The organism is Enterobacter sp. PGRG2 (assembly GCF_030291195.1).
In the GTDB taxonomy this organism is placed as follows: Bacteria; Pseudomonadota; Gammaproteobacteria; order Enterobacterales; family Enterobacteriaceae; genus Enterobacter_D.
In genome coordinates this window covers 4,317,243-4,340,518 of the sequence record NZ_CP127837.1, presented here as the reverse complement: position 1 = coordinate 4,340,518, position 23,276 = coordinate 4,317,243, and the positions used below count along the sequence as shown (strand labels likewise).

Sequence of the window (23,276 nt, the reverse complement as noted above, 5' to 3'; positions counted from 1 at the left end):
AGCGGGATACTGGAAAAGGTATTTAGGCATGCAGAAAGAACAACTTTCCGCTTTAATGGATGGTGAAACGCTGGATAGCGAACTCCTTAGCGAGCTTTCGCGCGATCCGGAAATGCAAAAAACCTGGCAGAGTTATCATCTTATCCGCGATTCAATGCGAGGCGATACGGCCGATGTTCTGCATTTCGACATCTCAGCCCGCGTGATGGCTGCCATTGCAGACGAACCGCAACGCCAGACGACGCCGCTGATCCCTGAAGCGCAGCCTGCACCGCAGCAATGGCAGAAAATGCCGTTCTGGAGCAAAGTGCGCCCGTGGGCAAGTCAGCTCACGCAAATGGGCGTGGCCGCCTGTGTATCGCTTGCAGTTATCGTCGGCGTGCAGCACTATAACGGGCAGTCTGATGCCACCCAGCAGCCAGAGGCGCCGGTATTCAATACCCTGCCGATGATGGGTAAAGCCAGCCCGGTTAGCCTTGGCGTTCCTGCTGATGCCTCCCAGCCTGGCGCAGGTCAGCAACAGCAGGTGCAGGAACAGCGTCGTCGAATCAATGCCATGTTGCAGGATTACGAACTGCAACGCCGCCTGCACTCCGAACAGCTTCAGTTTGAGCAGGCCCAGACTCAGCAAGCCGCAGTCCAGGTACCCGGTACTCAAACCTTAGGAACGCAATCGCAGTAATGAAGCAACTTTGGTATGCCATGTCCTTTGTGACGGGTAGCCTGTTCCTCTCCTTCAACGCCTCGGCTGATATATCATCCGGGGCGTTGTTGCAGCAGATGAATCTGGCCAGCCAGTCACTCAATTACGAGATGTCTTTCGTCAGCATCAACAAGCAGGGTGTGGAGTCATTACGCTATCGCCACGCCCGTCTCGATAATCAGCCGCTTGCCCAGCTTTTGCAGATGGATGGCCCGCGCCGCGAAGTCGTACAGCGTGGCAGTGAAATCAGCTATTTCGAGCCTGGCCTTGAGCCGTTCACGCTTAACGGCGATTACATCGTCGACTCGCTGCCGTCGCTGGTCTATACCGATTTCAAACGCATCTCTGCCATTTACGATTTCATCTCCGTAGGACGTACGCGCATTGCCGATCGCCTTTGCGAAGTGATCCGCGTGGTGGCGCGGGACGGCACGCGTTACAGCTATATCGTCTGGCTCGATTCAGAAAGCAAACTGCCGCTGCGCGTTGACCTGCTGGATCGCGACGGTGAAACCCTGGAGCAGTTCCGCGTGATTGCTTTCTCGGTGGACAGCCAGGTGGGAACCAGCATGCAGTCATTGGCTAAAGCCAGTCTGCCGCCGCTGCTCTCCGTGCCGACGGGCGATAAGATTGAATTCAACTGGACTCCGTCCTGGCTGCCGCAGGGCTTCAGCGAAGTGGCCAGCAGCCGCCGGAAATTACCCACGGTGGATGTACCCGTTGAATCGCGCCTTTATTCAGATGGTTTGTTCAGCTTCTCGGTGAACGTGAACGCCGCAAACCAGAACAGTACCGATCAGATGCTGCGTACCGGGCGTCGTACGCTCAATACCACCGTGCGCGGCAACAGCGAAATTACCGTAGTGGGAGAACTCCCGCCGCAGACCGCAAAACGTATTGCGGACAGTCTTAAATTCAGGGCAGCACAATGATTAAAGAGTGGGCAACCGTCGTCTCATGGGAACAGGGCGAAGCCCTGGTCAGCTGCGATGTGAAAGCATCCTGCAGCAGTTGCGCCTCGCGTTCCGGTTGCGGCAGCCGCGTGCTTAACAAGCTGGGACCGCAGACCACGCACACGCTGGTGGTGCCCTGCGACCAGCCCCTGGTCGCCGGTCAAAAAGTCGAGCTGGGGATTGCTGAAGGCAGTCTGCTTGGCTCCGCAATGTTAGTGTATATGACGCCGCTGGTGGGTATGTTTGCGGTGGCGGGGATTTTCCAGACCCTGTTTGGTTACGATCTCGCAGCGCTGGGCGGCGCGGTGCTGGGCGGAGCAGGCGGCTTTTTGCTGGCGCGCGCGCTTTCCCCGAAGCTGGCCGCGAAAGACGCCTGGCAGCCGGTGATCCTGAGCGTGGGTTTACCGCCGGACATGCTGCGAGTGGAAACGCCGCACTCCAGCGCCAGTCAATAATTTCACGCCTTTTTGCCTTAATCGTTACCGTACAACAGACAGCGCCGTCGCCTGCCGCGCCGTACGCGGGATGAGCATTTCCCCGCGTCAGGGTTGTAGTGTAGAATGCGGCGTTTCAGACAACAGACGTGGGCTCAGTACAGCGGCCTCTTAGTTTCCGTAAGGCATAAAATCTCCATATATGAAGAACATACGCAACTTTTCGATCATCGCTCACATTGACCACGGTAAGTCGACGCTGTCTGACCGTATTATCCAGCTTTGCGGCGGCCTGTCCGATCGCGAAATGGCAGCCCAGGTGCTTGATTCTATGGATCTTGAGCGCGAACGCGGCATTACTATTAAAGCGCAAAGCGTTACGCTCGATTACAAAGCATCAGACGGCGAAACCTATCAGCTGAACTTTATCGACACCCCCGGCCACGTTGACTTCTCCTATGAAGTCTCCCGCTCCCTTGCCGCCTGCGAAGGCGCGCTGCTGGTGGTGGATGCCGGTCAGGGCGTCGAAGCCCAGACGCTGGCGAACTGCTATACCGCACTGGAAATGGATCTTGAAGTCGTACCGGTGCTTAATAAAATCGACCTGCCGGCCGCCGATCCTGAGCGCGTGGCGGAAGAGATTGAAGACATCGTCGGCATTGATGCCACCGACGCCGTGCGCTGTTCAGCGAAAACCGGCGTGGGCGTGGGTGACGTGCTGGAGCGCCTGGTGAAGGAAATTCCTGGCCCGCAAGGCGACCCGGACGCACCGCTGCAGGCGCTGATCATTGACTCCTGGTTCGATAACTACCTGGGCGTGGTCTCGCTGATCCGTGTGAAAAACGGCACCCTGCGTAAGGGCGACAAAATTAAAGTGATGAGCACCGGCCAGGTCTACAACGCCGATCGTCTGGGCATTTTCACCCCGAAACAGATCGACCGTACCGAACTGAACTGCGGTGAAGTAGGCTGGCTGGTTTGCGCCATTAAAGACATCCTGGGCGCGCCGGTGGGCGATACCCTGACGCTGGCGCGTAACCCGGCAGACAAAGCGTTGCCTGGCTTTAAAAAGGTGAAGCCGCAGGTTTACGCCGGTCTGTTCCCGATCAGCTCTGACGACTACGAAAACTTCCGCGATGCGCTGGGTAAACTCAGCCTCAACGATGCCTCCCTGTTCTATGAGCCGGAAAGTTCTACGGCGCTGGGCTTTGGTTTCCGCTGCGGCTTCCTTGGCCTGCTGCACATGGAGATCATTCAGGAGCGTCTGGAACGTGAATACGATCTGGAGCTGATCACCACCGCGCCGACGGTAGTTTACGAAGTGCAAACCACCTCGAAAGAAACGATTTACGTCGACAGCCCGTCCAAGCTGCCGCCGCTGAATAACATCGAAGAGCTGCGCGAGCCGATCGCCGAATGTCACATGCTGCTGCCGCAGGAATATCTCGGTAACGTCATCACGCTGTGTATTGAGAAACGTGGCGTGCAGACCAACATGGTTTACCACGGTAAGCAGGTGGCGCTGACCTATGAAATTCCGATGGCGGAAGTGGTGCTCGACTTCTTCGATCGCCTGAAGTCCACCTCCCGCGGCTATGCGTCGCTGGATTACAACTTCAAACGCTTCCAGGCCTCTGACATGGTGCGCGTGGATGTCCTGATCAACAACGAACGCGTCGATGCGCTGGCGCTGATCACCCACCGCGATAACTCCCAGTACCGTGGACGTGAGCTGGTGGAAAAAATGAAAGATCTGATCCCGCGTCAGCAATTTGACATCGCGATCCAGGCCGCCATTGGCAACCATGTTATCGCCCGTTCAACGGTGAAACAGCTGCGTAAAAACGTACTGGCGAAATGCTACGGCGGCGACGTCAGCCGTAAGAAAAAGCTGCTGCAAAAACAGAAAGACGGTAAGAAGCGTATGAAACAGGTCGGTAACGTCGAGCTGCCACAGGAAGCTTTCCTCGCCATTCTGCATGTAGGCAAAGACAGCAAATAAATTAAGGAGTTGGCATGGCGAATATGTTTGCCCTGATCCTGGTGATCGCGACGCTGGTGACCGGGCTGTTATGGTGTGTGGATAAATTTATCTTTGCACCAAAGCGCCGTGAACGCCAGGCGGCGGCGCAGGCGGCCACCGGCGATGCAATCGATCCGAAAACGCTGAAAAAAGTCAGCCCGAAACCGGGCTGGCTGGAAACCGGGGCATCGGTTTTCCCCGTGCTGGCCATTGTACTGGTGGTGCGTTCCTTCATTTACGAGCCATTCCAGATCCCGTCTGGCTCCATGATGCCAACGCTGCTGATCGGCGATTTCATTCTGGTGGAGAAATTCGCCTATGGGATCAAAGATCCAATTTACCAGCACACCTTGATTGAAACGGGTCACCCGAAACGCGGCGATATCGCCGTATTCAAATACCCGGACGATCCGCGCCTTGATTACATCAAACGCGTCGTGGGCTTACCGGGTGACAAGGTGAGCTACGATCCGGTGACCAAGCAGGTGACGGTACAACCAGGCTGTCGTTCTGGTCAGGCATGCGAAAGCGCGCTGCCGATCACTTACTCCAACGTTGAGCCGGGCGATTTTGTGCAGACCTTCGGCCGTAAAAACGGCGGTGAGGCGAGCAGCGGTTTCTTCGCGCTGCCGAAAGGGGAAACCCGTGACAACGGTATTCGCCTTAACGAGCGTAAAGAGACGCTGGGCGATGTGACGCACCGTATTCTGATGGTGCCAATCGCGCAGGATCAGCTGGGGATGTATTACCAGCAGCCGGGTCAGCAACTGGCCACCTGGATCGTGCCGCCGGGACACTACTTCATGATGGGTGATAACCGCGATAACAGCGCGGACAGCCGTTACTGGGGCTTTGTGCCGGAAGCGAATCTGGTAGGGCGCGCGACGGCGATCTGGATGAGTTTTGAGAAACAAGAAGGTGAATGGCCAACCGGCGTGCGTTTCAGTCGCATCGGCGGCATTCATTAATTTGTCGGGTTGCAGTCGTCATGGCTGCAACCCAAATTATTTCTCTGATAAATCTATTCCGTTAACGACATACCCCGCCGTTGTGTATAGAATATTCCCCCGAAGTTTAAGGTTGGTGCTGCAAGGTGCCACGGCACACGAAACCGCGTTGGTTTGCTCAGGTCGGTTTCGTGTGCTGTATTTTTTACGCATTATTTTATCTGGTATCGCATGAATCCCATCGTAATTAATCGGCTTCAACGGAAGCTGGGCTACACTTTTCATCATCAGGAATTGTTGCAGCAGGCATTAACCCATCGCAGTGCCAGCAGCAAGCACAATGAACGTCTCGAATTTTTGGGTGACTCGATTTTAAGCTTTGTGATCGCCAATGCGCTGTATCACCGTTTTCCACGCGTGGACGAAGGCGATATGAGCCGCATGCGCGCCACGCTGGTGCGCGGCAATACCCTGGCTGAGATCGCCCGCGAATTTGAACTCGGCGAATGCCTGCGCCTCGGGCCGGGCGAGCTGAAAAGCGGCGGTTTTCGCCGTGAGTCTATCCTTGCCGATACCGTTGAAGCGCTGATTGGCGGCATTTTCCTCGACAGCGATATTCATAACGTCGAAAGATTGATCCTCAACTGGTATCAAAGCCGTCTGGATGAAATCAGTCCGGGCGATAAACAAAAAGATCCGAAAACGCGTTTGCAGGAATACCTGCAGGGGCGTCATCTGCCGCTGCCGTCTTATCTGGTGGTGCAGGTGCGTGGTGAAGCCCACGATCAAGAATTTACTATCCACTGCCAGGTAAGTGGTCTGAGCGAACCGGTGGTAGGCACAGGTTCCAGCCGCCGTAAGGCAGAGCAGGCCGCCGCCGAACAGGCGCTTAAAAAACTGGAGCTGGAATGAGCGAAGAAAAAACATACTGCGGATTTATTGCCATCGTGGGCCGTCCCAACGTTGGCAAATCCACTCTGCTGAACAATCTGCTCGGGCAGAAGATTTCTATTACTTCCCGTAAAGCGCAGACCACCCGTCACCGTATCGTGGGCATCCACACCGAAGGGCCGTATCAGGCTATCTACGTGGATACCCCGGGTCTGCACATGGAAGAAAAACGCGCCATTAACCGTCTGATGAACAAAGCGGCAAGCAGCTCCATCGGCGACGTAGAGCTGGTTATTTTCGTGGTGGAAGGCACGCGCTGGACGCCGGACGACGAGATGGTGCTGAACAAACTGCGTGATGCCCGCGCGCCGGTGATCCTTGCGGTGAACAAAGTGGACAACGTGCAGGAGAAAGCCGATCTGCTGCCGCATCTGCAGTTCCTGGCAAGCCAGATGAACTTCCTCGACATCGTGCCGATGTCTGCGGAAACCGGTATGAACGTTGATACCGTGGCAGGGATTGTGCGTAAGCATCTGCCGGAAGCGATCCATCACTTCCCGGAAGAGTATATAACCGATCGCTCCCAGCGCTTTATGGCGTCTGAAATCATCCGTGAAAAACTGATGCGTTTCCTCGGCGCAGAGCTGCCTTACTCGGTAACGGTAGAAATCGAGCAATTTGTCACCAACGAGCGCGGTGGTTACGACATCAATGGTCTGATCCTCGTCGAGCGCGAAGGGCAGAAGAAAATGGTGATCGGCAACAAGGGCGCGAAAATCAAAACCATTGGTATTGAAGCCCGCAAGGACATGCAGGACATGTTCGAAGCCCCCGTGCACCTGGAACTGTGGGTGAAGGTTAAATCCGGCTGGGCCGATGACGAGCGCGCCCTGCGTAGTCTCGGTTACACCGACGATCTGAAGTAAGCCCTTATGGAAGGCTGGCAGCGCGCTTTCGTCCTGCATAGTCGTCCCTGGAGCGAAACCAGTCTCATGCTGGACGTCTTCACGGAAGAATCCGGTCGCGTGCGTCTTGTTGCAAAAGGCGCACGCTCTAAACGCTCCAGCCTTAAAGGCGCGCTACAACCCTTTACCCCTCTGCTGCTCCGCTTTGGCGGACGCGGCAACGTCAAAACGCTGCGCAGCGCCGAAGCCGTCTCCCTGGCGCTGCCTTTAAGCGGAATTTCCCTTTACAGCGGTCTGTATATCAACGAGCTGATTTCGCGCGTGCTGGAGCACGAGACGCGCTTCTCTGAACTCTTCTTTGAATACCTGCACTGTATCCAGGCGCTGGCGGGCGTCAACGGTTCGCCGGAGGCCATTCTGCGCCGCTTTGAACTGGCGTTGCTCAGTCACCTGGGGTACGGCATCGATTTCCTGCACTGCGCGGGCAGCGGCGACGTGGTGGAAGACACCATGACCTACCGCTATCGCGAAGAGAAAGGGTTTATCGCCAGTGTCGTGCTGGATAACCGCACCTTTACCGGACGTCATCTGCGGGCGCTGGCGGAGCGCGAGTTTCCTGATGCCGACACGCTGAAGGCCGCGAAACGCTTTACCCGCATGGCCTTAAAGCCGTACCTTGGCGGTAAGCCGCTAAAAAGTCGCGAACTGTTTCGTCAGTTCATTCCTAAGCGCGCGGCACCCGATCCCCAATAAAATGAACATGTCATACGAGGACTGTCATGGCTGAATTACTGTTAGGCGTTAACATCGATCACATTGCCACATTGCGTAATGCGCGCGGCACGGCGTACCCGGATCCGGTGCAGGCCGCGTTTATCGCTGAACAGGCGGGCGCGGATGGTATTACCGTGCATCTGCGCGAGGATCGTCGGCATATTACCGATCGCGACGTGAAGATCCTGCGCCAGACGCTGGATACGCGCATGAATCTGGAAATGGCCGTTACCGATGAGATGCTGGACATTGCCTGTGACACCCGTCCGCATTTTTGCTGCCTGGTGCCGGAAAAGCGTCAGGAAGTGACCACCGAGGGCGGGCTGGACGTCGCCGGTCAGCGTGAAAAAATGCGCGCAGCCTGCAAACGTCTTGCTGATGCGGGCATCCTGGTCTCACTGTTTATCGACGCCGATGAAGCGCAAATCAAAGCCGCTGCGGACGTGGGCGCGCCCTACATCGAAATCCACACCGGCTGCTACGCCGATGCGGAAGACGAAGCCGCGCAGGCAAAGGAACTGGAGCGCATCGCGAAAGCCGCAACCTATGCCGCCAGCCTCGGCCTGAAAGTGAACGCCGGACACGGTCTGACCTATCATAACGTGAAAGCCATCGCCGCCCTGCCGGAAATGCACGAACTGAATATCGGTCACGCGATTATTGGTCGCGCGGTGATGAGCGGGCTGAGAGAGGCGGTCAGCGAAATGAAACGTCTGATGCTGGAAGCGCGTCGCTAATGGCGATCCTGGGATTAGGGACGGATATTGTCGAAATCGCCCGTATCGAAGCGGTGATCGCCCGTAGCGGCGATCGCCTGGCACGACGCGTGCTGGCGGAAAACGAGTGGGCCATCTGGGCTTCGCATCAGCAGCCGGTACGCTTTCTGGCGAAACGCTTTGCGGTAAAAGAGGCGGCGGCAAAGGCCTTCGGCACAGGCATTCGCAACGGGCTGGCCTTTAATCAGTTTGAAGTGTACAACGACGAACTGGGCAAGCCGAGCCTGCGGTTATGGGGCGAGGCGCAGAAGCTGGCAGAAAAGATGGGCGTCAGATCGATGCACGTTACGCTGGCGGATGAGCGCCACTACGCCTGTGCGACGGTGATTATCGAAAGCTAGATTTTATCAGCGTGATGCAGCATCACGAACTTATCCCACAGCTGTTCGTTATTTTCGCTATGTGCCGGATCTTTTAAGATGGTATTCGGGATCGGGCACACCTTCTGACAGGTGGGCGTTTCGTAGTGGCCCACACACTCGGTGCAGCGATCGCTGTTGATTTCATAAATGCTGTCGCCCATCGAAATGGCCTCGTTCGGACACTCTGGTTCGCACATATCGCAATTTATGCATTTTTTGGTGATCAACAGCGCCATCAGGAAAATCTCAGAAACAACACAAACAGGGCGGGCATTATACGCCCAATTTCTGCTCAGACCAGTTTTTTTACCAGTGCTTCACTGTGACGAATACGCTCCGGCGCGTGTTCAATATCCTGCTGCACCAGCGCCATAAACAGCAGATCGGTTAGCATCATCTGCGCGCTGGAGGAGGAGATGGCTGCGCTGCGCGTCGCCTGTTCCTCGGCAATGGTGTACAGACAGTGGGAAGCTCGCTGTTGCAGCGTGTTCGGCGTAAAGCCGGTAATGGCAAGGATCCTGCCGCCGACGCGAAAGGTTTCATCCGCCGCCAGATTGATTTCCCGCCGCTCGCCGGAATAGGACACCGCCACCAGCACATCACCCGGCCCCAGCGCCTGTACCGTTGCCAGCAGCGCGTGCATATCCTGCTCCACCACCGCGTTAAAGCCAATCTTTAGCAGCTTCCAGCCAAAATTCCGCGCCACCAGTCCGGATGCGCCGATCCCGGTAAGCACAATACGCCGCGCGCCGCGCAGCAGCTGCACGCTCTCCTGAAGTTTCTCTTCGCTGTTCACGTCCAGGGTCGCATGCATGGCGTTCACATTGTCCTGGATAAGTTTCTCGCCCACCAGACGCAGCGGATCGTCGCCGCGGATCCGATTATGCAGCGGCACGGCCTGCGGGTTTGGATGGCTGACCAGCGCTTCGCTTATCGCCAGCTTCAGCGCCGGAAACCCTTTAAAGCCGAGCTTCTGAGAGAATTTCACCACGCTGGACTGGCTGACGCCGGCTTCGCTGGCTAACTGCTGCGAGCTAAGGTGACGGGCCACGTCCGGCTGCGCCAGAATAAAATCCGCCAGCTTCTTATCGCTCTGCGCCAGCCCAGGGTAGCGCTGACGGATGCGAATCAAACAGTTCATAGGCTCTCCCCGACAAAATGTGACAATGGTTGCAAATTACACATTCCGCTCGCATGAATGAATATAATATTCCATCATGCCGCGGTTAAAGTGAATAAAAAATTCTTGAGGTCGAAATATGAATCTTGGCTTACTGGTATCAGAAACACGCAATTCACAGACAATGGATTTAGATGCCTTGTCGACCATCGAACTGGTTAACCGTTTTAATCAACAGGATACGCTGGTCGCCCTGGCAGTGAAAGAAACATTACCCGAGGTGGCGAAAGCGGTGGATGCCGCCGCCACCGCCCTGAAGTCCGGCGGGCGGATTATTTATATGGGCGCGGGCACCAGCGGGCGGCTGGGGGTACTGGATGCCTCCGAGTGTCCGCCCACCTTTGGCGTACCGCATGGGCTGGTGGTCGGGCTGATTGCCGGCGGGCCGGGGGCGCTGCTTAAAGCGGTGGAAGGCGCGGAAGACGATCCGCTGCTGGGGGAGGGCGATTTACAGGCGCTGACCCTGAAGGCAGAGGATCTGGTGGTCGGGCTGGCCGCCTCCGGGCGCACGCCTTATGTTATCGGCGGGCTGAAGTATGCCCGTACCCTCGGCTGTACTACGGTGGCGATCTCCTGTAATCCCGGCTCGCCGATCGCGCAGATCGCCGATATTGCCATCTCCCCGGTGGTCGGGCCGGAAGCGCTGACCGGCTCCACGCGCCTGAAATCCGGCACCGCGCAAAAACTGGTGCTGAATATGATCTCCACTGGTGCGATGGTGAAGTTCGGCAAGGTCTATCAGAACCTGATGGTGGATATGAAGGCCACTAACGTCAAACTGGTGGATCGCGCCTGCCGCATGGTGGTGGAAGCCACGGGCGCAGAACGCAGCGAAGCCGAAGCGATCCTCAAACAAACCGACTATGACGTCAAACCGGCGATCCTGATGATCCTCAGCGGGCTGGATGCCGCCGCCGCGCGGGCAAAACTCGCGGCGCACCAGGGCTTTTTACGCGCAGCATTAGAAAATTAACGAGGCGGGTATGGATAAAACCACAACGCTGGCCAGTGAGATCCTGCGGGGCATTGGCGGGCAGCAGAATATTTCGCGTCTGGAAAATTGTATGACGCGGGTGCGCGTCGAAGTGCACGACGATGCGCTGCTGGATATTGCCGGCTTAAAACAGCTCCCCGGCGTCAGCGGCTACGTGAAGCAGGGGGAGCAGCACCAACTGATTGTCGGGCCTGGCCGGGCCGCGCAGGTAGTGGATGCTATGAAAGCGCTGATGGGTGATAAAGGCGATACGCCGGTGACCGACGACGTTGAGCGCAACAAAGCTCAGGCCAAAAGCAAATACAAAGCGCCGATGAGCGATGCGCTGCGCATGCTGGCGAACGTTTTCATTCCGCTTATTCCGGCCTTTATCGCCTCGGGGCTTATCACCGGCATCATTAATATTCTTAAGCGCCCGGATATTGTTGGCGACGTGGCGACCCAGTATCCCAACCTGCTCGGTCTGCTGGCGATTTTCGGCAGCGCGGTGTTTGCCATCATGAACATCCTGGTGGGGGTGAATACCGCGAAAGTGTTCGGCGGATCGCTTGCAATGGGCGGCGTCATGGCGGGGATTTTGTCCAGCCCGCAGCTGGCGCAAATTACCCTGTTCGGGGAACAGCTCCAGCCGGGACGCGGCGGGGTGATCGCCGTGCTGCTGGTGGTGGCGCTGATGTGCTGGATCGAAAAGCGCCTGCGCGCGCTGCTTCCCGGCTCTATTGAGCTGATCCTTAACCCGCTGCTGACCACGCTCATCACCGGCGCGATTGCCATAGTGGCGCTGCAACCGCTTGGCGGCTGGATCTCCGAAGCCATCGCCCACGGTGCGTCCTGGGCTATCGATCGCGGCGGTTTCCTGGTGGGCGCGATCATGGCCGGGACATTCCTGCCGCTGGTGCTGACCGGGCTGCATCAGGGGCTGGTGCCGATCCACGTCGAACTGGTGCAGGCCCACGGCTATAACGCGCTGTTGCCGATCCTCTCTATGGCGGGCGTAGGTCAGGTGGGCGCGGCTATCGCGGTGCTGATGAAAACCCGTAACAGCCGCCTGAAAAAGCTCTGTAAAGGGGCGCTGCCGGTAGGTTTGCTGGGTATTGGCGAACCGCTGATTTTTGGCGTCACCCTGCCGCTCGGCAAGCCATTCCTCGGGGCTTGTCTGGGCGGTGCCGTGGGCGGGGCGCTGATCAGCTACTTTAAAGTGGCGACAGTGATCACCTTCGGAATTTCCGGTTTACCGCTGGCATTAACGATAGTGACCGGAAAAGTCGTGCTCTATCTGTTAGGCTATTTAGTGGCGGTTATTGCCGGGTTCCTCTTTACCTGGCTTTTAGGGTTCAACGATCCAGAGGAGTAAGGTTTGGCTAACAGCGAGCGTCGTGTCGTTTTTTTTGACCTGGATGGCACACTGCATCAGCAGGATATGTTTGGTACCTTCTTGCGTTACATGTTGCGTCGTCAGCCACTGAATGCGCTGCTCGTTCTGCCGTTGCTGCCCATTATCGGCGGCGCGTTACTGATCAAAGGACGCGCCGCGCGCTGGCCGATGAGTCTGCTGTTATGGGGCTGTACCTGGGGGCACAGCGAAGCGCGCCTGAAACAGCTGGAAAAGGAGTTTGTCGCCTGGTTTCGCACCAAAGTCACCGCGTTCCCCGTGGTGCAGGACCGTCTTACCAACTATCTTGCCGCCTCCGACGCCGACATCTGGCTGATCACCGGTTCGCCGCAGCCGCTGGTGGAGCAGGTCTATTTCGATACCCCCTGGCTGCCGCGCGTCAATCTGATCGCAAGCCAGGTCCATCGCCGTTACGGCGGCTGGGTGCTGACCATGCGCTGCCTCGGCCATGAAAAAGTGGTGCAGCTGGAGCGCAAAATCGGCACGCCGCTGCGGCTGTACAGCGGTTACAGCGACAGCAAACAGGACAACCCCCTGCTTTACTTCTGCCAGCATCGCTGGCGCGTTACGCCGCGCGGCGAACTCCAGCAACTCGAATAGTGCCTGATACATAGCGACTGTGTATAATGCGCCCCGCTTTTATCACTGGAGTGCTATAACTTGTCCGACGCTGAATTGACCCACGAATACTGGATGCGCCATGCGCTTACGCTTGCTCAGCGCGCCTGGGATGAAGGGGAAGTACCGGTCGGCGCGGTGCTGGTGCACAATAATCAGGTGATTGGCGAAGGCTGGAACCGGCCCATTGGCCGTCACGATCCCACCGCCCACGCCGAAATTATGGCGCTACGGCAGGGCGGGCTGGTACAGCAAAACTACCGTCTGCTGGATACCACGCTCTATGTGACGCTGGAGCCGTGCGTGATGTGCGCAGGCGCAATGGTGCACAGCCGCATCGGGCGGCTGATCTTCGGCGCGCGGGATGCGAAAACCGGCGCGGCAGGATCCCTTATCGACGTGCTGCACCATCCGGGTATGAATCACCGGGTGGAGATTATGGAAGGCATTCTTGGCGAGGAGTGCGCCGGTATGCTGAGCGCCTTTTTCCGGGCGCGGCGGGCCGAGAAAAAAGCGTTGAAAAAGGGCGCGACAGACGCGCGCTAAGGCGCGGGTTTTTGCACCGGCGGCAGCTGCGCCGGAGCCTGAGGTAGCACCAGCGGGGAATGGCCCAGCACCTCCGCCGGGGAAAACGCGCTGAAAGGCAGCACGCCTTCTTGAGGCGCATCCAGTTCCTCCATCTCCACGATCGGATAGCTTTGCGCCAGACGCAATGCCTCCGCCGCCTGTTTCTCTTTCTCCTGCAAATACCCCACCAGGCTTATCTGATACTTACGGATATTCTCCACATAGGCATAGGCCTCGTGACCCCGCGCATAGCCGTAGGTCAGCTTGCTGTACCAGGGCTTCTGGCTCAGTAAGGGCAGGCGTTGCTTAACATCAGACCAGCTGTCCGGATTGCCTTTGGTGCGGGCGGTCAGCGCGCGGGCGTCCAGCATGTGCGCGTAACCCATGTTATAGGCCGCCAGCGCAAACCAGATACGCTCTTCTTCCGGCACCGTCTCCGGCACTTTGCCCATCATGTCCTGCAAATAGCGCGCGCCGCCGCTGATGCTCTGCTCAGCATCGGTACGATCGCTCAGGCCAAGGCTCTGGGCAGTATTTTTGGTCAGCATCATTAAGCCGCGCACGCCGGTGGGCGAGGTGGCCTGGGTGTCCCAGTGGGATTCCTGATACGAAATTGCCGCCAGCAGCCGCCAGTCAATATTCTGCGCGTATTTCTCAAACAGCGGCTGCAGTTCCGGCAGCACATTGTCCACCGCCCGCAGGAAGAAGCGGGTATCGACATAGTCAAAGCCCTCGCCGTGGCCGAGATACTTCTCCTCCAGCCGCGCCAGGGTACCGTCTTCATTGATATCGTTAAAGAAATCGAGCATCGCCGCAGACAGGGTGTTGTCGCTGTCTTTGTGAGTAAACCAGGTTACCGGCTGCTCATCGCTGATATCCAGCGCCACCGCCAGTTCCGGATGCACCCGCTGGAACAGGCTGATGGCGACAGAATCCGCCACTGTGTACGCCAGCTTACCGTCCGCCACCTGTTGCAGCAGGGCGCTGGTGCCAAGTTTTTCATCCACCGTCCAGCTCAGATCCGGGAATTTCTGCGCTTTCAGCGCCTGCAAATCGTTGATGGCGACATGCCCCGGCGCAATGGTCAGCTGCGAGGCGTTCACTTCCGCGAGCGAGCGCGGGCGATAGCTGCCCACCCGGTACACCAGCTGTTGCGAGACGGAATAGTAGATTGGCCCGGCCTGATAATTACGCACGCGCTCGCTGTTATACACCAGCCCGGCGGCCAGCATATCGGCGCGGTCATGATCGAGATCGTCAAACAGCTGGCTGATATTCTGGCGCACCGTCACTTTCAGCGTCACGCCCAGATAATCGGCAAACTGCTGCGCCAGTTCGTAATCCAGACCGGAAGGTTTGTCTTCCACAGAAGACCAGGTCAGCGGGGAGACAATGGTACTGACGCGCAGCTCACCGCGCGCCTGGATGGCGGCGATGCGGTTTTCGGCTTTAGTTGACCAGGGAATGGAAGGCCACAGCGCCGCTGCCAGCAGCAGGGTAACGATGCCGATAAGCAGATAATTAAGCTTTAATTTTTTCAATTAGTTAATTCTCTGCGCCGCGCGAGTCCTGAGTAGATGCTGCCCTGATAACAATAATGCGTGATGAAGGATGAGCGGCATTTTGCTTAACAATAAGGCAGTTGGCAACTAATTCGCAAAGCGGCAGGCGCAGCGGCGCAAAAAATGCGCCGATTTTATTTCCACGCAAACGGTTTCGTCGGCGCTCACTATTCTCTATAATGTGCCCGTTTTCCCCACCTTGCGCATACGTAAAGCGTCACCGACGCGCTAAAGACGAGAGACTTATGATGGAAATTCTGCGTGGTTCGCCTGCCCTGTCTGCCTTCCGTATCAACAAATTGCTGGCGCGTTTTCAGGCGGCCGACCTTCCTGTAAGCAACATTTACGCCGAGTATGTCCATTTTGCCGATCTCACCGCCCCGTTAACTGCCGATGAACACGCCCAACTGGCGCGTCTGCTGCAATACGGCCCGGCGCTCGCCAGCCATACCCCGGCAGGCAAGCTGATCCTGGTGACGCCGCGTCCCGGCACCATTTCACCCTGGTCATCCAAAGCCACCGATATCGCCCACAACTGCGGGCTGGCGCTGATCAGCCGCCTTGAGCGCGGTGTGGCGTATTATGTTGACGCTGCTGAATTGAGCGCGGAACAGTGGCAGTCCGTGGCGGACGAATTGCATGACCGCATGATGGAAACGGTGTTCGCGGCGCTTGATGACGCGCAGCAGCTGTTTGCCCATCACCAGCCTGCGCCGGTTTCCAGCGTTGATATGCTGGGGCAGGGGCGTCAGGCGCTGAACGATGCCAACCTCCGTCTGGGGCTGGCGCTGGCGGAAGACGAAATTGACTACCTGTTCGATGCCTTTACCCGTCTGGGCCGCAACCCGAACGACATCGAGCTCTATATGTTCGCCCAGGCGAACTCCGAACACTGCCGTCACAAAATCTTTAACGCTGACTGGGTGATCGACGGCGAACAGCAGCCGAAATCGCTGTTTAAAATGATCAAGAACACCTTTGAACAGACCCCGGATCACGTCTTGTCGGCTTATAAAGACAACGCCGCCGTGATGGAAGGTTCAGAGGTGGGGCGTTTCTACGCCAGCCACGAAGAAGGGCGCTACGACTTCCACCAGGAGCCGACGCATATCCTGATGAAAGTGGAAACCCATAACCACCCGACGGCGATCTCGCCGTGGCCGGGCGCGGCAACCGGCTCCGGCGGTGAAATTCGTGATGAAGGCGCCACCGGGCGCGGTGCGAAGCCGAAAGCCGGGCTGGTGGGATTCTCCGTTTCCAACCTGCGTATACCGGGCTTTGAACAGCCGTGGGAAGAAGATTTCGGCAAGCCGGATCGCATCGTTACCGCGCTGGATATTATGACCGACGGCCCGCTTGGCGGCGCGGCCTTTAATAACGAATTCGGTCGCCCGGCGCTGAACGGCTACTTCCGTACCTATGAAGAAAAAGTGAACAGCCACAACGGCGAAGAGCTGCGCGGCTATCATAAGCCGATCATGCTGGCGGGTGGGATCGGCAACATTCGCGCCGATCATGTGCAAAAAGGCGAGATCAACGTTGGCGCGAAACTGATCGTGCTGGGCGGTCCGGCGATGAACATCGGTCTGGGCGGCGGCGCGGCGTCCTCTATGGCCTCCGGCCAGTCCGATGCGGATCTCGATTTTGCCTCCGTACAGCGCGACAACCCTGAAATGGAACGTCGTTGCCAGGAAGTGATCGACCGCTGCTGGCAGCTTGGCGAGGCTAACCCAATCCTCTTTATTCATGACGTCGGCGCGGGCGGTCTGTCCAACGCCATGCCGGAACTGGTGAGCGACGGCAACCGCGGCGGTCGGTTCGATCTGCGCAAAATCCTCAGCGATGAGCCTGGCATGAGCCCGCTGGAAATCTGGTGTAACGAATCCCAGGAGCGTTACGTGCTGGCGGTCGCCGCCGATCAGTTACCGCTGTTCGATGCCCTGTGCCGTCGCGAGCGCGCCCCTTATGCGGTGATCGGCGAAGCCACCGAAGAGATGCACTTAAGCCTTGCCGACAGCCACTTCGGCAATCAGCCTATCGACATGCCGCTGGACGTGCTGCTGGGCAAAACGCCGAAAATGACCCGCACGGTGCAGACGCAAAAAGCGGCAGGCGAGGCCTTTAACCGTCAGAGCATCACCGTGGCGGAGGCGGTTAACCGTGTGCTGCATCTTCCTGCGGTGGCGGAAAAAACCTTCCTTGTCACCATCGGCGACCGCAGCGTCACCGGTATGGTGGCCCGCGATCAGATGGTGGGGCCGTGGCAGGTGCCGGTGGCGAACTGTGCCGTGACTACCGCCAGCCTCGACAGCTACTATGGCGAAGCCATGTCGCTGGGCGAACGCGCGCCGGTGGCGCTGCTGGACTTTGCCGCCTCTGCCCGTCTGGCGGTCGGCGAAGCCCTGACCAACATCGCCGCCACGCAAATTGGCGACATCAAACGCATTAAGCTCTCCGCTAACTGGATGGCGGCAGCCGGCCACCCTGGCGAAGACGCCGGGCTGTATGAAGCGGTCAAAGCGGTGGGCGAAGAACTCTGCCCGGCGCTCGGCCTGACCATCCCGGTGGGTAAAGACTCCATGTCGATGAAAACCCGCTGGCAGGACGGCAACGAACAGCGCGAAATGACCTCGCCGCTGTCGCTGGTGATCACCGCCTTTGCCCGCGTGGAAGACGTGCGCCATACCATCACGCCGCAGCTCTCCACCGACGATAACGCCCTGCTGCTGATCGACCTGGGTAAAGGTCACAATGCCCTGGGCGCAACGGCGCTGGCGCAGGTGTATCGTCAGTTGGGCGACAAACCGGCGGACGTACGCGACGTGGCGCAGCTGAAAGGCTTCTACGATGCCATCCAGGCGCTGGTGGCGGGACGCCAGCTGCTGGCCTATCACGACCGCTCTGACGGCGGCCTGCTGGTGACGCTGGCAGAGATGGCCTTTGCCGGTCACTGCGGCATTGAAGCCGATATTGCCGCGCTGGGGGACGATCGTCTGGCCGCGCTGTTCAACGAAGAGCTGGGCGCGGTGATCCAGATCCGCGCCGCTGACCGCGAGTCGGTGGAAAACATTTTAAGCAAACACGGTCTGGCGGACTGCGTGCACTATCTGGGCAAGGCCGTAACGGGAGATCGCTTTACGCTTACCGCCGGGCAACAGCCGGTGTTCAGCGAAAGCCGTACCACGCTGCGTATGTGGTGGGCAGAAACCACCTGGCAGATGCAGCGTCTGCGCGATAACCCGGAATGCGCCGACCAGGAGCACCAGGCAAAAGCCAACGATGCCGATCCGGGTCTGAACGTGAAGCTCTCCTTCGACATCAACGAGGACATCGCCGCGCCATATATCGCGACAGGCGCGCGTCCGAAAGTGGCGGTACTGCGCGAGCAGGGCGTGAACTCCCATGTTGAAATGGCGGCGGCGTTTCACCGCGCCGGTTTCGACGCCATCGACGTGCACATGAGCGACCTGCTGGCGGGCCGTACCGGTCTGGATGATTTCCAGGCGCTGGTGGCGTGCGGCGGTTTCTCCTATGGTGACGTGCTGGGGGCAGGGGAAGGCTGGGCGAAATCCATTCTGTTCAACAGCCGCGTACGTGACACCTTCGAAACCTTCTTCCATCGCCCGCAGACGCTGGCGCTGGGGGTATGTAACGGTTGCCAGATGATGTCCAACCTGCGCGAACTGATCCCTGGCAGCGATCTGTGGCCGCGCTTTGTGCGTAACCACTCCGACCGTTTTGAAGCCCGCTTCAGCCTGGTGGAAGTGACGCAAAGCCCGTCTCTGCTGTTGCAGGGGATGGTCGGCTCGCAGATGCCGATTGCCGTTTCTCACGGGGAAGGTCGTGTGGAAGTGCGCGATGACGCCCATCTGGCGGCGCTGGAAAGCAAAGGCCTGGTGGCGCTGCGTTTCGTGGATAACACCGGCAGGGTGACGCAGACCTATCCGGCTAACCCGAACGGCTCGCCGAATGGCATCACCGCCGTGACCTCGGAAAACGGTCGCGTAACGCTGATGATGCCGCACCCGGAACGCGTATTCCGTACCGTCAGCAACTCCTGGCATCCGGAAAACTGGGGCGAGGACAGCCCGTGGATGCGTATCTTCCGTAACGCCCGTAAGCAACTGGGATAATGCTCACACGCCACTGTCGGTTTTAGCCGACAGTGGTGCATTTTCCTGTCTCTTTTTGGCGACACTTAACTCGTTGATTTTATTGGTGATGACTTTTGCGCTTCCTCTGTGTTGCTTTTTGGCGACAGTATGGCGTAAAAGTGAGCAGGCTAAGTACCACCGTTTAAATAATTAAATCCTTTTAATTCAATGCTTAAATAATAAACCCTGTACATTGGCACGGGTTGTGCATATTATAAGGCAGTGGCTCATTCACCTTCTTATGTCAGCCCCTTCGGGACGTGCTACATAAACTCAGAATGACGCACAAAAAGGTGCCTGCCGTCCAACTGCTGATCATAGCGCTGCTATTTCAGACCCCGGGCGAAACGTCGAGTAAGGCACCGCCTAATTCCAGATAAAGCCGGGTAATTCCCGGCTTTGTTGTTTTTGTCCCACGGTAATCTTAACTTTCCCCCGGCGCGTTACTCAGTTAGCATCCTCTAAAATCCGCTTTCACGAGAATAGTGCGTTGAAACCCTGGCCCGGCTTCCCCCGCTCCCTGCGACAACTGGTTATGATGGCCTTTTTGCTGATCCTGCTGCCGCTGTTAGTGCTGGCCTGGCAGGCATGGCAGAGCCTTAATACCCTCAGCGCCCAGGCGGCGCAGACCAACCGTACCACGCTGATTGATGCCCGTCGTAGCGAGGCGATGACCAACGTTGCCCTCGAAATGGAGCGCAGCTATCGCCAGTATTGCGTGCTGGACGATCCCACCCTGGCCCGCGTCTACCAGAGCCAGCGTAAGCGCTACAGCGATATGCTGGATGCCCACGCAGGCGTGCTGCCGGATGAAAAACTCTATCTTGCGCTGCGCCAGGATCTGAACGATCTGGCGCAGTTGCAGTGCCATAACAGCGGCCCCGGCGACGCCGCCTCAGCGCGGCTGGAGGCCTTTGCCGCCGCTAATACCATGATGGTGCAGTCCACGCGCGCGGTGGTGTTTTCCCGCGGGCAACAACTGCAACAGGAGATCGCCGAGCGCGGGCAGTTCTTTGGCTGGCAGGCGCTGGTGCTGTTTCTGGTCAGCCTGGGGCTGGTACTGCTGTTTACCCGCATGATCATCGGCCCCGTGAAGGGCATTGAGCGGATGATCAATCGTCTTGGCGAAGGGCGCACGCTCGGGCAGCGGGTGCTGTTTAAAGGGCCGCGGGAATTACGTTCGGTGGGCGAGCGCATTCTCTGGCTCAGCGAGCGCCTCGCCTGGCTTGAGTCCCAGCGTCACCAGTTTTTACGCCATCTTTCCCACGAACTGAAAACCCCGCTCGCCAGTATGCGCGAAGGCACGGAGCTGCTCGCCGATGAAGTAGTTGGCCCGCTCACCCCGGAGCAAAAAGAGGTGGTGGCGATTCTGGATGACAGCAGCCGTAACCTGCAAAAACTCATTGAGCAACTGCTGGATTACAACCGCAAGCTGGCGGATGGCGCGGTCGAACTGGAAAGGGTTGATTTAGCGCCGCTGGTGGAGGCGGTGATCGCCGCACACAGTTTACCGGCACGGGCTAAAATGATGCATACCGACATCTCACTGCCGGAAACGCACTGCCTGGCGGAGCCGATGCTGCTGATGAGCGTGCTCGATAATCTCTACTCGAACGCGGTGCACTATGGGGCTGAATCCGGTAACATTTATATTCGCAGCTACACTCATGGGGCACGCTTAGCCATTGAGGTAGCCAACACGGGTACGCCGATCCCCGAAGCGGAACAGGCGATGATTTTTGAACCCTTTTTCCAGGGAAGTCATCAACGAAAAGGGGCGGTGAAAGGCAGTGGGCTGGGGCTGAGTATCGCCAGAGACTGTATTCATCGCATGCGAGGTGAGCTGCATCTGGTGGCCGACAGCCAGTCAGATGTCTGTTTCCGCATTGAGCTACCGCTCAGTGCGCCGGAAAAATCCCTAAAATGAATCTACGTCTGGTGAGTATGTCGCACATTTTTAATCGCGTGCTTAACGCGGTGTCGTTGTCAGGGCTTCTGCGCGCAGGCTTGCCCTGTCTGCTGCTGACGGGCTGTATTGCCCATGTGCCAAAAAGCGCCGTCAACGAAAAACAGGAAGAGAAACTTCCCCTGCATCAACTGGCGGATTTCCTGTCCACCGACTGCAACGACATCTGGTCGCTGCACGGAAAATCTGTGGATACTAACCCGCTGTACTGGCTGCGCGGCATGGACTGCGCGGAACGCCTGGCGCCCGCGACCGCCCGCGCCGAAGCGCGAAGCTGGCCGGATGACACCTGGCAGGATACCTTCAAGCGCGGCATTCTGCTGGCCAGCGCCAAGATTTCGCCGGTGGAACGTCGCGCCTTCGTTACCCGTCTCGACACCCTCAGCCCGCAGCTACCGGCCCAGGTACGTCCGCTGTATCAGGTGTGGCGCGAAGGGCAGGCGCTGCAATTACAGCTGTCAGAAGAGCGCTACCGCTACAGCAAGCTCCAGCAGTCTGCCGATGGCGAACTGGATACCCTGCGTCAGCAGCAGCAATACCTGCGTGAACAGCTGGAAACCACCTCGCGCAAACTGGAAAACCTGACCGATATCGAACGGCGTTTATCGACGCGGAAACCCGCCGGTAACGATCTGCCTTCCACCAACCCTGACGTGAAAAATGAGGATGCCAGCCATGACAAGCCGTAAACCCGCCCGTCTGCTGCTGGTGGACGACGATCCCGGCTTACTTAAACTGCTCGGCCTGCGTCTGACCAGCGAAGGCCACAGCGTGGTCACTGCTGAAAGTGGCCAGGAAGGGTTGCGCGTGCTGGCGCGAGAAAAAATCGATCTGGTGATCAGTGACCTGCGGATGGATGAAATGGACGGCATGCAGCTGTTCGCCGAGATCCAGCGTCAGCAGCCGGGCATGCCGGTGATCATCCTGACGGCGCACGGCTCGATCCCCGACGCGGTGGCCGCCACCCAGCAGGGCGTATTCAGCTTCCTCACCAAGCCGGTGGATAAAGACGCGCTCTACAAAGCCATCGACGGCGCGCTGGAGCACTCCGCCCCGGCAGGGGATGACCTCTGGCGGGAAACCATTGTTACCCGTAGCCCGCTGATGCTGCGTCTGCTGGAGCAGGCGCGCATGGTGGCGCAGTCGGACGTCAGCCTGCTGATTAACGGCCAGAGCGGCACCGGCAAAGAGATCCTCGCGCAGGCAATCCATAACGCCAGCCCGCGCAGTAAAAACGCTTTTATCGCCATCAACTGCGGTGCCTTGCCGGAACAGTTGCTGGAGTCCGAGCTCTTTGGTCATGCCCGTGGCGCCTTTACCGGCGCGGTCAGCAGCCGTGAAGGGCTGTTTCAGGCGGCGGAAGGCGGCACGCTTTTCCTCGACGAAATCGGCGATATGCCCATTCCGTTACAGGTGAAATTGCTGCGCGTATTGCAGGAGCGCAAAGTGCGCCCGCTCGGCAGCAACCGCGATATCGACATCAACGTGCGCATTATCTCCGCCACCCACCGCGATCTGCCGAAAGCGATGGAGCGCGGCGAATTCCGTGAAGATCTCTTTTATCGCCTGAACGTGGTGAACCTGAAGATCCCGGCGCTGGCGGAGCGTGCCGAAGATATCCCGCTGCTGGCGAATCACCTTCTGCGCCAGTCAGCGGATCGTCATAAACCCTTTGTGCGCGCCTTTTCCACCGACGCCATGAAGCGGCTGATGACCGCCAGCTGGCCCGGCAACGTGCGCCAGCTGGTGAACGTTATCGAGCAGTGCGTGGCGCTCACCTCCTCGCCGGTGATCAGCGATGCGCTGGTGGAGCAGGCGCTGGAAGGGGAGAACACCGCGCTGCCGACCTTCGCCGAAGCCAGAAACCAGTTTGAGCTGAACTATCTGCGCAAGCTGCTGCAAATCACCAAAGGTAACGTGACTCACGCCGCGCGCATGGCCGGGCGCAACCGCACCGAATTTTATAAATTGTTATCGCGCCATGAACTTGATGCGAACGATTTTAAAGAGTGATCCGCAAAGCGCAGTGAATATGGTAGTGTGAGCAACCGATAACGTAGCCGCCTGCAGGCAA

20 protein-coding genes and 1 pseudogene are annotated in these 23,276 nt (G+C 58.1%); 18 read left to right on the top strand and 3 right to left on the bottom strand.

Translation table 11 applies throughout. The features are described 5' to 3' along the window. Nucleotides 1-28: 28 nt before the first annotated feature. From rseA to acpS, 10 genes are all read left to right on the top strand, one after another. Nucleotides 29-682 (top strand): anti-sigma-E factor RseA, encoded by a 654-nt coding sequence (gene rseA, locus QRD42_RS19310; protein ID WP_072569386.1) that lies wholly within the window; start codon nt 29-31, stop codon nt 680-682. Beyond that, nucleotides 682-1,635 carry a sigma-E factor regulatory protein RseB gene (gene rseB, locus QRD42_RS19305; RefSeq protein WP_318376219.1) on the top strand — a complete coding sequence of 318 codons (954 nt, stop codon included), beginning with the start codon at nt 682-684 and terminating at the stop codon, nt 1,633-1,635. The genes rseA and rseB overlap by 1 nt, the downstream gene beginning before the upstream one ends. Further along, nucleotides 1,632-2,111, top strand: a complete 480-nt coding sequence (gene rseC / locus QRD42_RS19300) for a SoxR-reducing system protein RseC (RefSeq protein ID WP_321987881.1) — start codon at nt 1,632-1,634, stop codon at nt 2,109-2,111. The genes rseB and rseC overlap by 4 nt, the downstream gene beginning before the upstream one ends. A gap of 181 nt (nt 2,112-2,292) precedes the next feature. Further along, nucleotides 2,293-4,092, top strand: a complete 1,800-nt coding sequence (lepA, locus tag QRD42_RS19295; protein ID WP_072569383.1) for a translation elongation factor 4 — start codon at nt 2,293-2,295, stop codon at nt 4,090-4,092. Nucleotides 4,093-4,106: 14 nt separating this feature from the next. Beyond that, entirely contained in the window at nt 4,107-5,081 is a 975-nt protein-coding gene (gene lepB / locus QRD42_RS19290; RefSeq protein WP_072569382.1) for a signal peptidase I, read from the top strand. A gap of 210 nt (nt 5,082-5,291) precedes the next feature. Further along, nucleotides 5,292-5,972 (top strand): ribonuclease III, encoded by a 681-nt coding sequence (gene rnc, locus QRD42_RS19285; RefSeq protein ID WP_072569507.1) that lies wholly within the window; start codon nt 5,292-5,294, stop codon nt 5,970-5,972. Continuing rightward, nucleotides 5,969-6,877 (top strand): GTPase Era, encoded by a 909-nt coding sequence (gene era / locus QRD42_RS19280; protein WP_072569381.1) that lies wholly within the window; start codon nt 5,969-5,971, stop codon nt 6,875-6,877. Before rnc ends, era begins: the two co-directional genes overlap by 4 nt. A gap of 6 nt (nt 6,878-6,883) precedes the next feature. Further along, on the top strand, nt 6,884-7,609 hold the full coding sequence (gene recO / locus QRD42_RS19275; RefSeq protein ID WP_072569380.1) for a DNA repair protein RecO: 726 nt from the start codon (nt 6,884-6,886) through the stop codon (nt 7,607-7,609). Nucleotides 7,610-7,635: 26 nt separating this feature from the next. Further along, nucleotides 7,636-8,367: a pyridoxine 5'-phosphate synthase gene (gene pdxJ / locus QRD42_RS19270; RefSeq protein ID WP_318374045.1), complete on the top strand. Its 732-nt coding sequence runs from the start codon at nt 7,636-7,638 to the stop codon at nt 8,365-8,367. Beyond that, entirely contained in the window at nt 8,367-8,747 is a 381-nt protein-coding gene (acpS, locus tag QRD42_RS19265; RefSeq protein WP_321987880.1) for a holo-ACP synthase, read from the top strand. Before pdxJ ends, acpS begins: the two co-directional genes overlap by 1 nt. Here acpS and QRD42_RS19260 read toward each other — a convergent pair. Both QRD42_RS19260 and QRD42_RS19255 read right to left on the bottom strand, forming a co-directional pair. Beyond that, complete coding sequence (locus tag QRD42_RS19260; protein WP_318362695.1) at nt 8,744-9,004, bottom strand: YfhL family 4Fe-4S dicluster ferredoxin; 261 nt, start codon at nt 9,002-9,004, stop codon at nt 8,744-8,746. The two genes, acpS and QRD42_RS19260, sit on opposite strands and share 4 nt — an antisense overlap. A 56-nt stretch (nt 9,005-9,060) precedes the next feature. Continuing rightward, nucleotides 9,061-9,909 carry a MurR/RpiR family transcriptional regulator gene (locus QRD42_RS19255; protein WP_318362696.1) on the bottom strand — a complete coding sequence of 283 codons (849 nt, stop codon included), beginning with the start codon at nt 9,907-9,909 and terminating at the stop codon, nt 9,061-9,063. A 118-nt stretch (nt 9,910-10,027) separates the two neighbouring features. Here QRD42_RS19255 and murQ point away from each other — a divergent pair, with 118 nt between their 5' ends. The 4 genes and pseudogenes from murQ to tadA all read left to right on the top strand — a co-directional run bounded on the left by murQ (nt 10,028) and on the right by tadA (nt 13,499). Then, nucleotides 10,028-10,921 carry an N-acetylmuramic acid 6-phosphate etherase gene (gene murQ / locus QRD42_RS19250; RefSeq protein WP_321987879.1) on the top strand — a complete coding sequence of 298 codons (894 nt, stop codon included), beginning with the start codon at nt 10,028-10,030 and terminating at the stop codon, nt 10,919-10,921. Nucleotides 10,922-10,931: 10 nt separating this feature from the next. Continuing rightward, nucleotides 10,932-12,296: a PTS transporter subunit EIIC gene (locus QRD42_RS19245; protein ID WP_318374041.1), complete on the top strand. Its 1,365-nt coding sequence runs from the start codon at nt 10,932-10,934 to the stop codon at nt 12,294-12,296. Nucleotides 12,297-12,299: 3 nt separating this feature from the next. Then, complete coding sequence (gene yfhb, locus QRD42_RS19240; protein ID WP_072569373.1) at nt 12,300-12,935, top strand: phosphatidylglycerophosphatase C; 636 nt, start codon at nt 12,300-12,302, stop codon at nt 12,933-12,935. A gap of 26 nt (nt 12,936-12,961) precedes the next feature. Beyond that, nucleotides 12,962-13,499, top strand: a pseudogene (tadA, locus tag QRD42_RS19235) (tRNA adenosine(34) deaminase TadA). On the opposite strand, the gene mltF reads toward tadA, so the two are convergent. Beyond that, nucleotides 13,496-15,061, bottom strand: coding sequence for a membrane-bound lytic murein transglycosylase MltF (mltF, locus tag QRD42_RS19230; protein ID WP_321987878.1), 1,566 nt, complete (start codon nt 15,059-15,061; stop codon nt 13,496-13,498). The pseudogene tadA and the gene mltF overlap by 4 nt on opposite strands. 266 nt (nt 15,062-15,327) lie before the next feature. On the opposite strand from mltF, the gene purL reads away from it, so the two are divergent. The 4 genes from purL to glrR all read left to right on the top strand — a co-directional run bounded on the left by purL (nt 15,328) and on the right by glrR (nt 23,215). Beyond that, a complete protein-coding gene (purL, locus tag QRD42_RS19225) occupies nt 15,328-19,215 on the top strand; it encodes a phosphoribosylformylglycinamidine synthase (protein ID WP_321987877.1) in 3,888 nt (1,295 codons plus the stop codon). A 511-nt stretch (nt 19,216-19,726) separates the two neighbouring features. Continuing rightward, nucleotides 19,727-21,163: a two component system sensor histidine kinase QseE/GlrK gene (gene qseE / locus QRD42_RS19220; RefSeq protein WP_318376228.1), complete on the top strand. Its 1,437-nt coding sequence runs from the start codon at nt 19,727-19,729 to the stop codon at nt 21,161-21,163. Next, on the top strand, nt 21,160-21,891 hold the full coding sequence (qseG, locus tag QRD42_RS19215; RefSeq protein ID WP_321987876.1) for a two-component system QseEF-associated lipoprotein QseG: 732 nt from the start codon (nt 21,160-21,162) through the stop codon (nt 21,889-21,891). The genes qseE and qseG overlap by 4 nt, the downstream gene beginning before the upstream one ends. Then, on the top strand, nt 21,878-23,215 hold the full coding sequence (gene glrR, locus QRD42_RS19210; protein WP_318362701.1) for a two-component system response regulator GlrR: 1,338 nt from the start codon (nt 21,878-21,880) through the stop codon (nt 23,213-23,215). Before qseG ends, glrR begins: the two co-directional genes overlap by 14 nt. The last annotated feature ends 61 nt before the right edge of the window (nt 23,216-23,276 follow it).

What these genes read in the sequence shown, in the direction of transcription:
- QRD42_RS19245 (WP_318374041.1), top strand. Translation starts at nt 10,932, where the DNA reads ATGGATAAAACCACAACGCTGGCCAGTGAGATCCTGCGGGGCATTGGC.
- lepB (WP_072569382.1), top strand. Translation starts at nt 4,107, where the DNA reads ATGGCGAATATGTTTGCCCTGATCCTGGTGATCGCGACGCTGGTGACC.
- qseG (WP_321987876.1), top strand. Translation starts at nt 21,160, where the DNA reads ATGAATCTACGTCTGGTGAGTATGTCGCACATTTTTAATCGCGTGCTT.
- QRD42_RS19255 (WP_318362696.1), bottom strand. Translation starts at nt 9,909, where the DNA reads ATGAACTGTTTGATTCGCATCCGTCAGCGCTACCCTGGGCTGGCGCAG.
- acpS (WP_321987880.1), top strand. Translation starts at nt 8,367, where the DNA reads ATGGCGATCCTGGGATTAGGGACGGATATTGTCGAAATCGCCCGTATC.
- lepA (WP_072569383.1), top strand. Translation starts at nt 2,293, where the DNA reads ATGAAGAACATACGCAACTTTTCGATCATCGCTCACATTGACCACGGT.
- murQ (WP_321987879.1), top strand. Translation starts at nt 10,028, where the DNA reads ATGAATCTTGGCTTACTGGTATCAGAAACACGCAATTCACAGACAATG.
- rnc (WP_072569507.1), top strand. Translation starts at nt 5,292, where the DNA reads ATGAATCCCATCGTAATTAATCGGCTTCAACGGAAGCTGGGCTACACT.
- rseC (WP_321987881.1), top strand. Translation starts at nt 1,632, where the DNA reads ATGATTAAAGAGTGGGCAACCGTCGTCTCATGGGAACAGGGCGAAGCC.
- pdxJ (WP_318374045.1), top strand. Translation starts at nt 7,636, where the DNA reads ATGGCTGAATTACTGTTAGGCGTTAACATCGATCACATTGCCACATTG.
- recO (WP_072569380.1), top strand. Translation starts at nt 6,884, where the DNA reads ATGGAAGGCTGGCAGCGCGCTTTCGTCCTGCATAGTCGTCCCTGGAGC.
- rseB (WP_318376219.1), top strand. Translation starts at nt 682, where the DNA reads ATGAAGCAACTTTGGTATGCCATGTCCTTTGTGACGGGTAGCCTGTTC.
- rseA (WP_072569386.1), top strand. Translation starts at nt 29, where the DNA reads ATGCAGAAAGAACAACTTTCCGCTTTAATGGATGGTGAAACGCTGGAT.
- QRD42_RS19260 (WP_318362695.1), bottom strand. Translation starts at nt 9,004, where the DNA reads ATGGCGCTGTTGATCACCAAAAAATGCATAAATTGCGATATGTGCGAA.
- era (WP_072569381.1), top strand. Translation starts at nt 5,969, where the DNA reads ATGAGCGAAGAAAAAACATACTGCGGATTTATTGCCATCGTGGGCCGT.
- purL (WP_321987877.1), top strand. Translation starts at nt 15,328, where the DNA reads ATGATGGAAATTCTGCGTGGTTCGCCTGCCCTGTCTGCCTTCCGTATC.
- glrR (WP_318362701.1), top strand. Translation starts at nt 21,878, where the DNA reads ATGACAAGCCGTAAACCCGCCCGTCTGCTGCTGGTGGACGACGATCCC.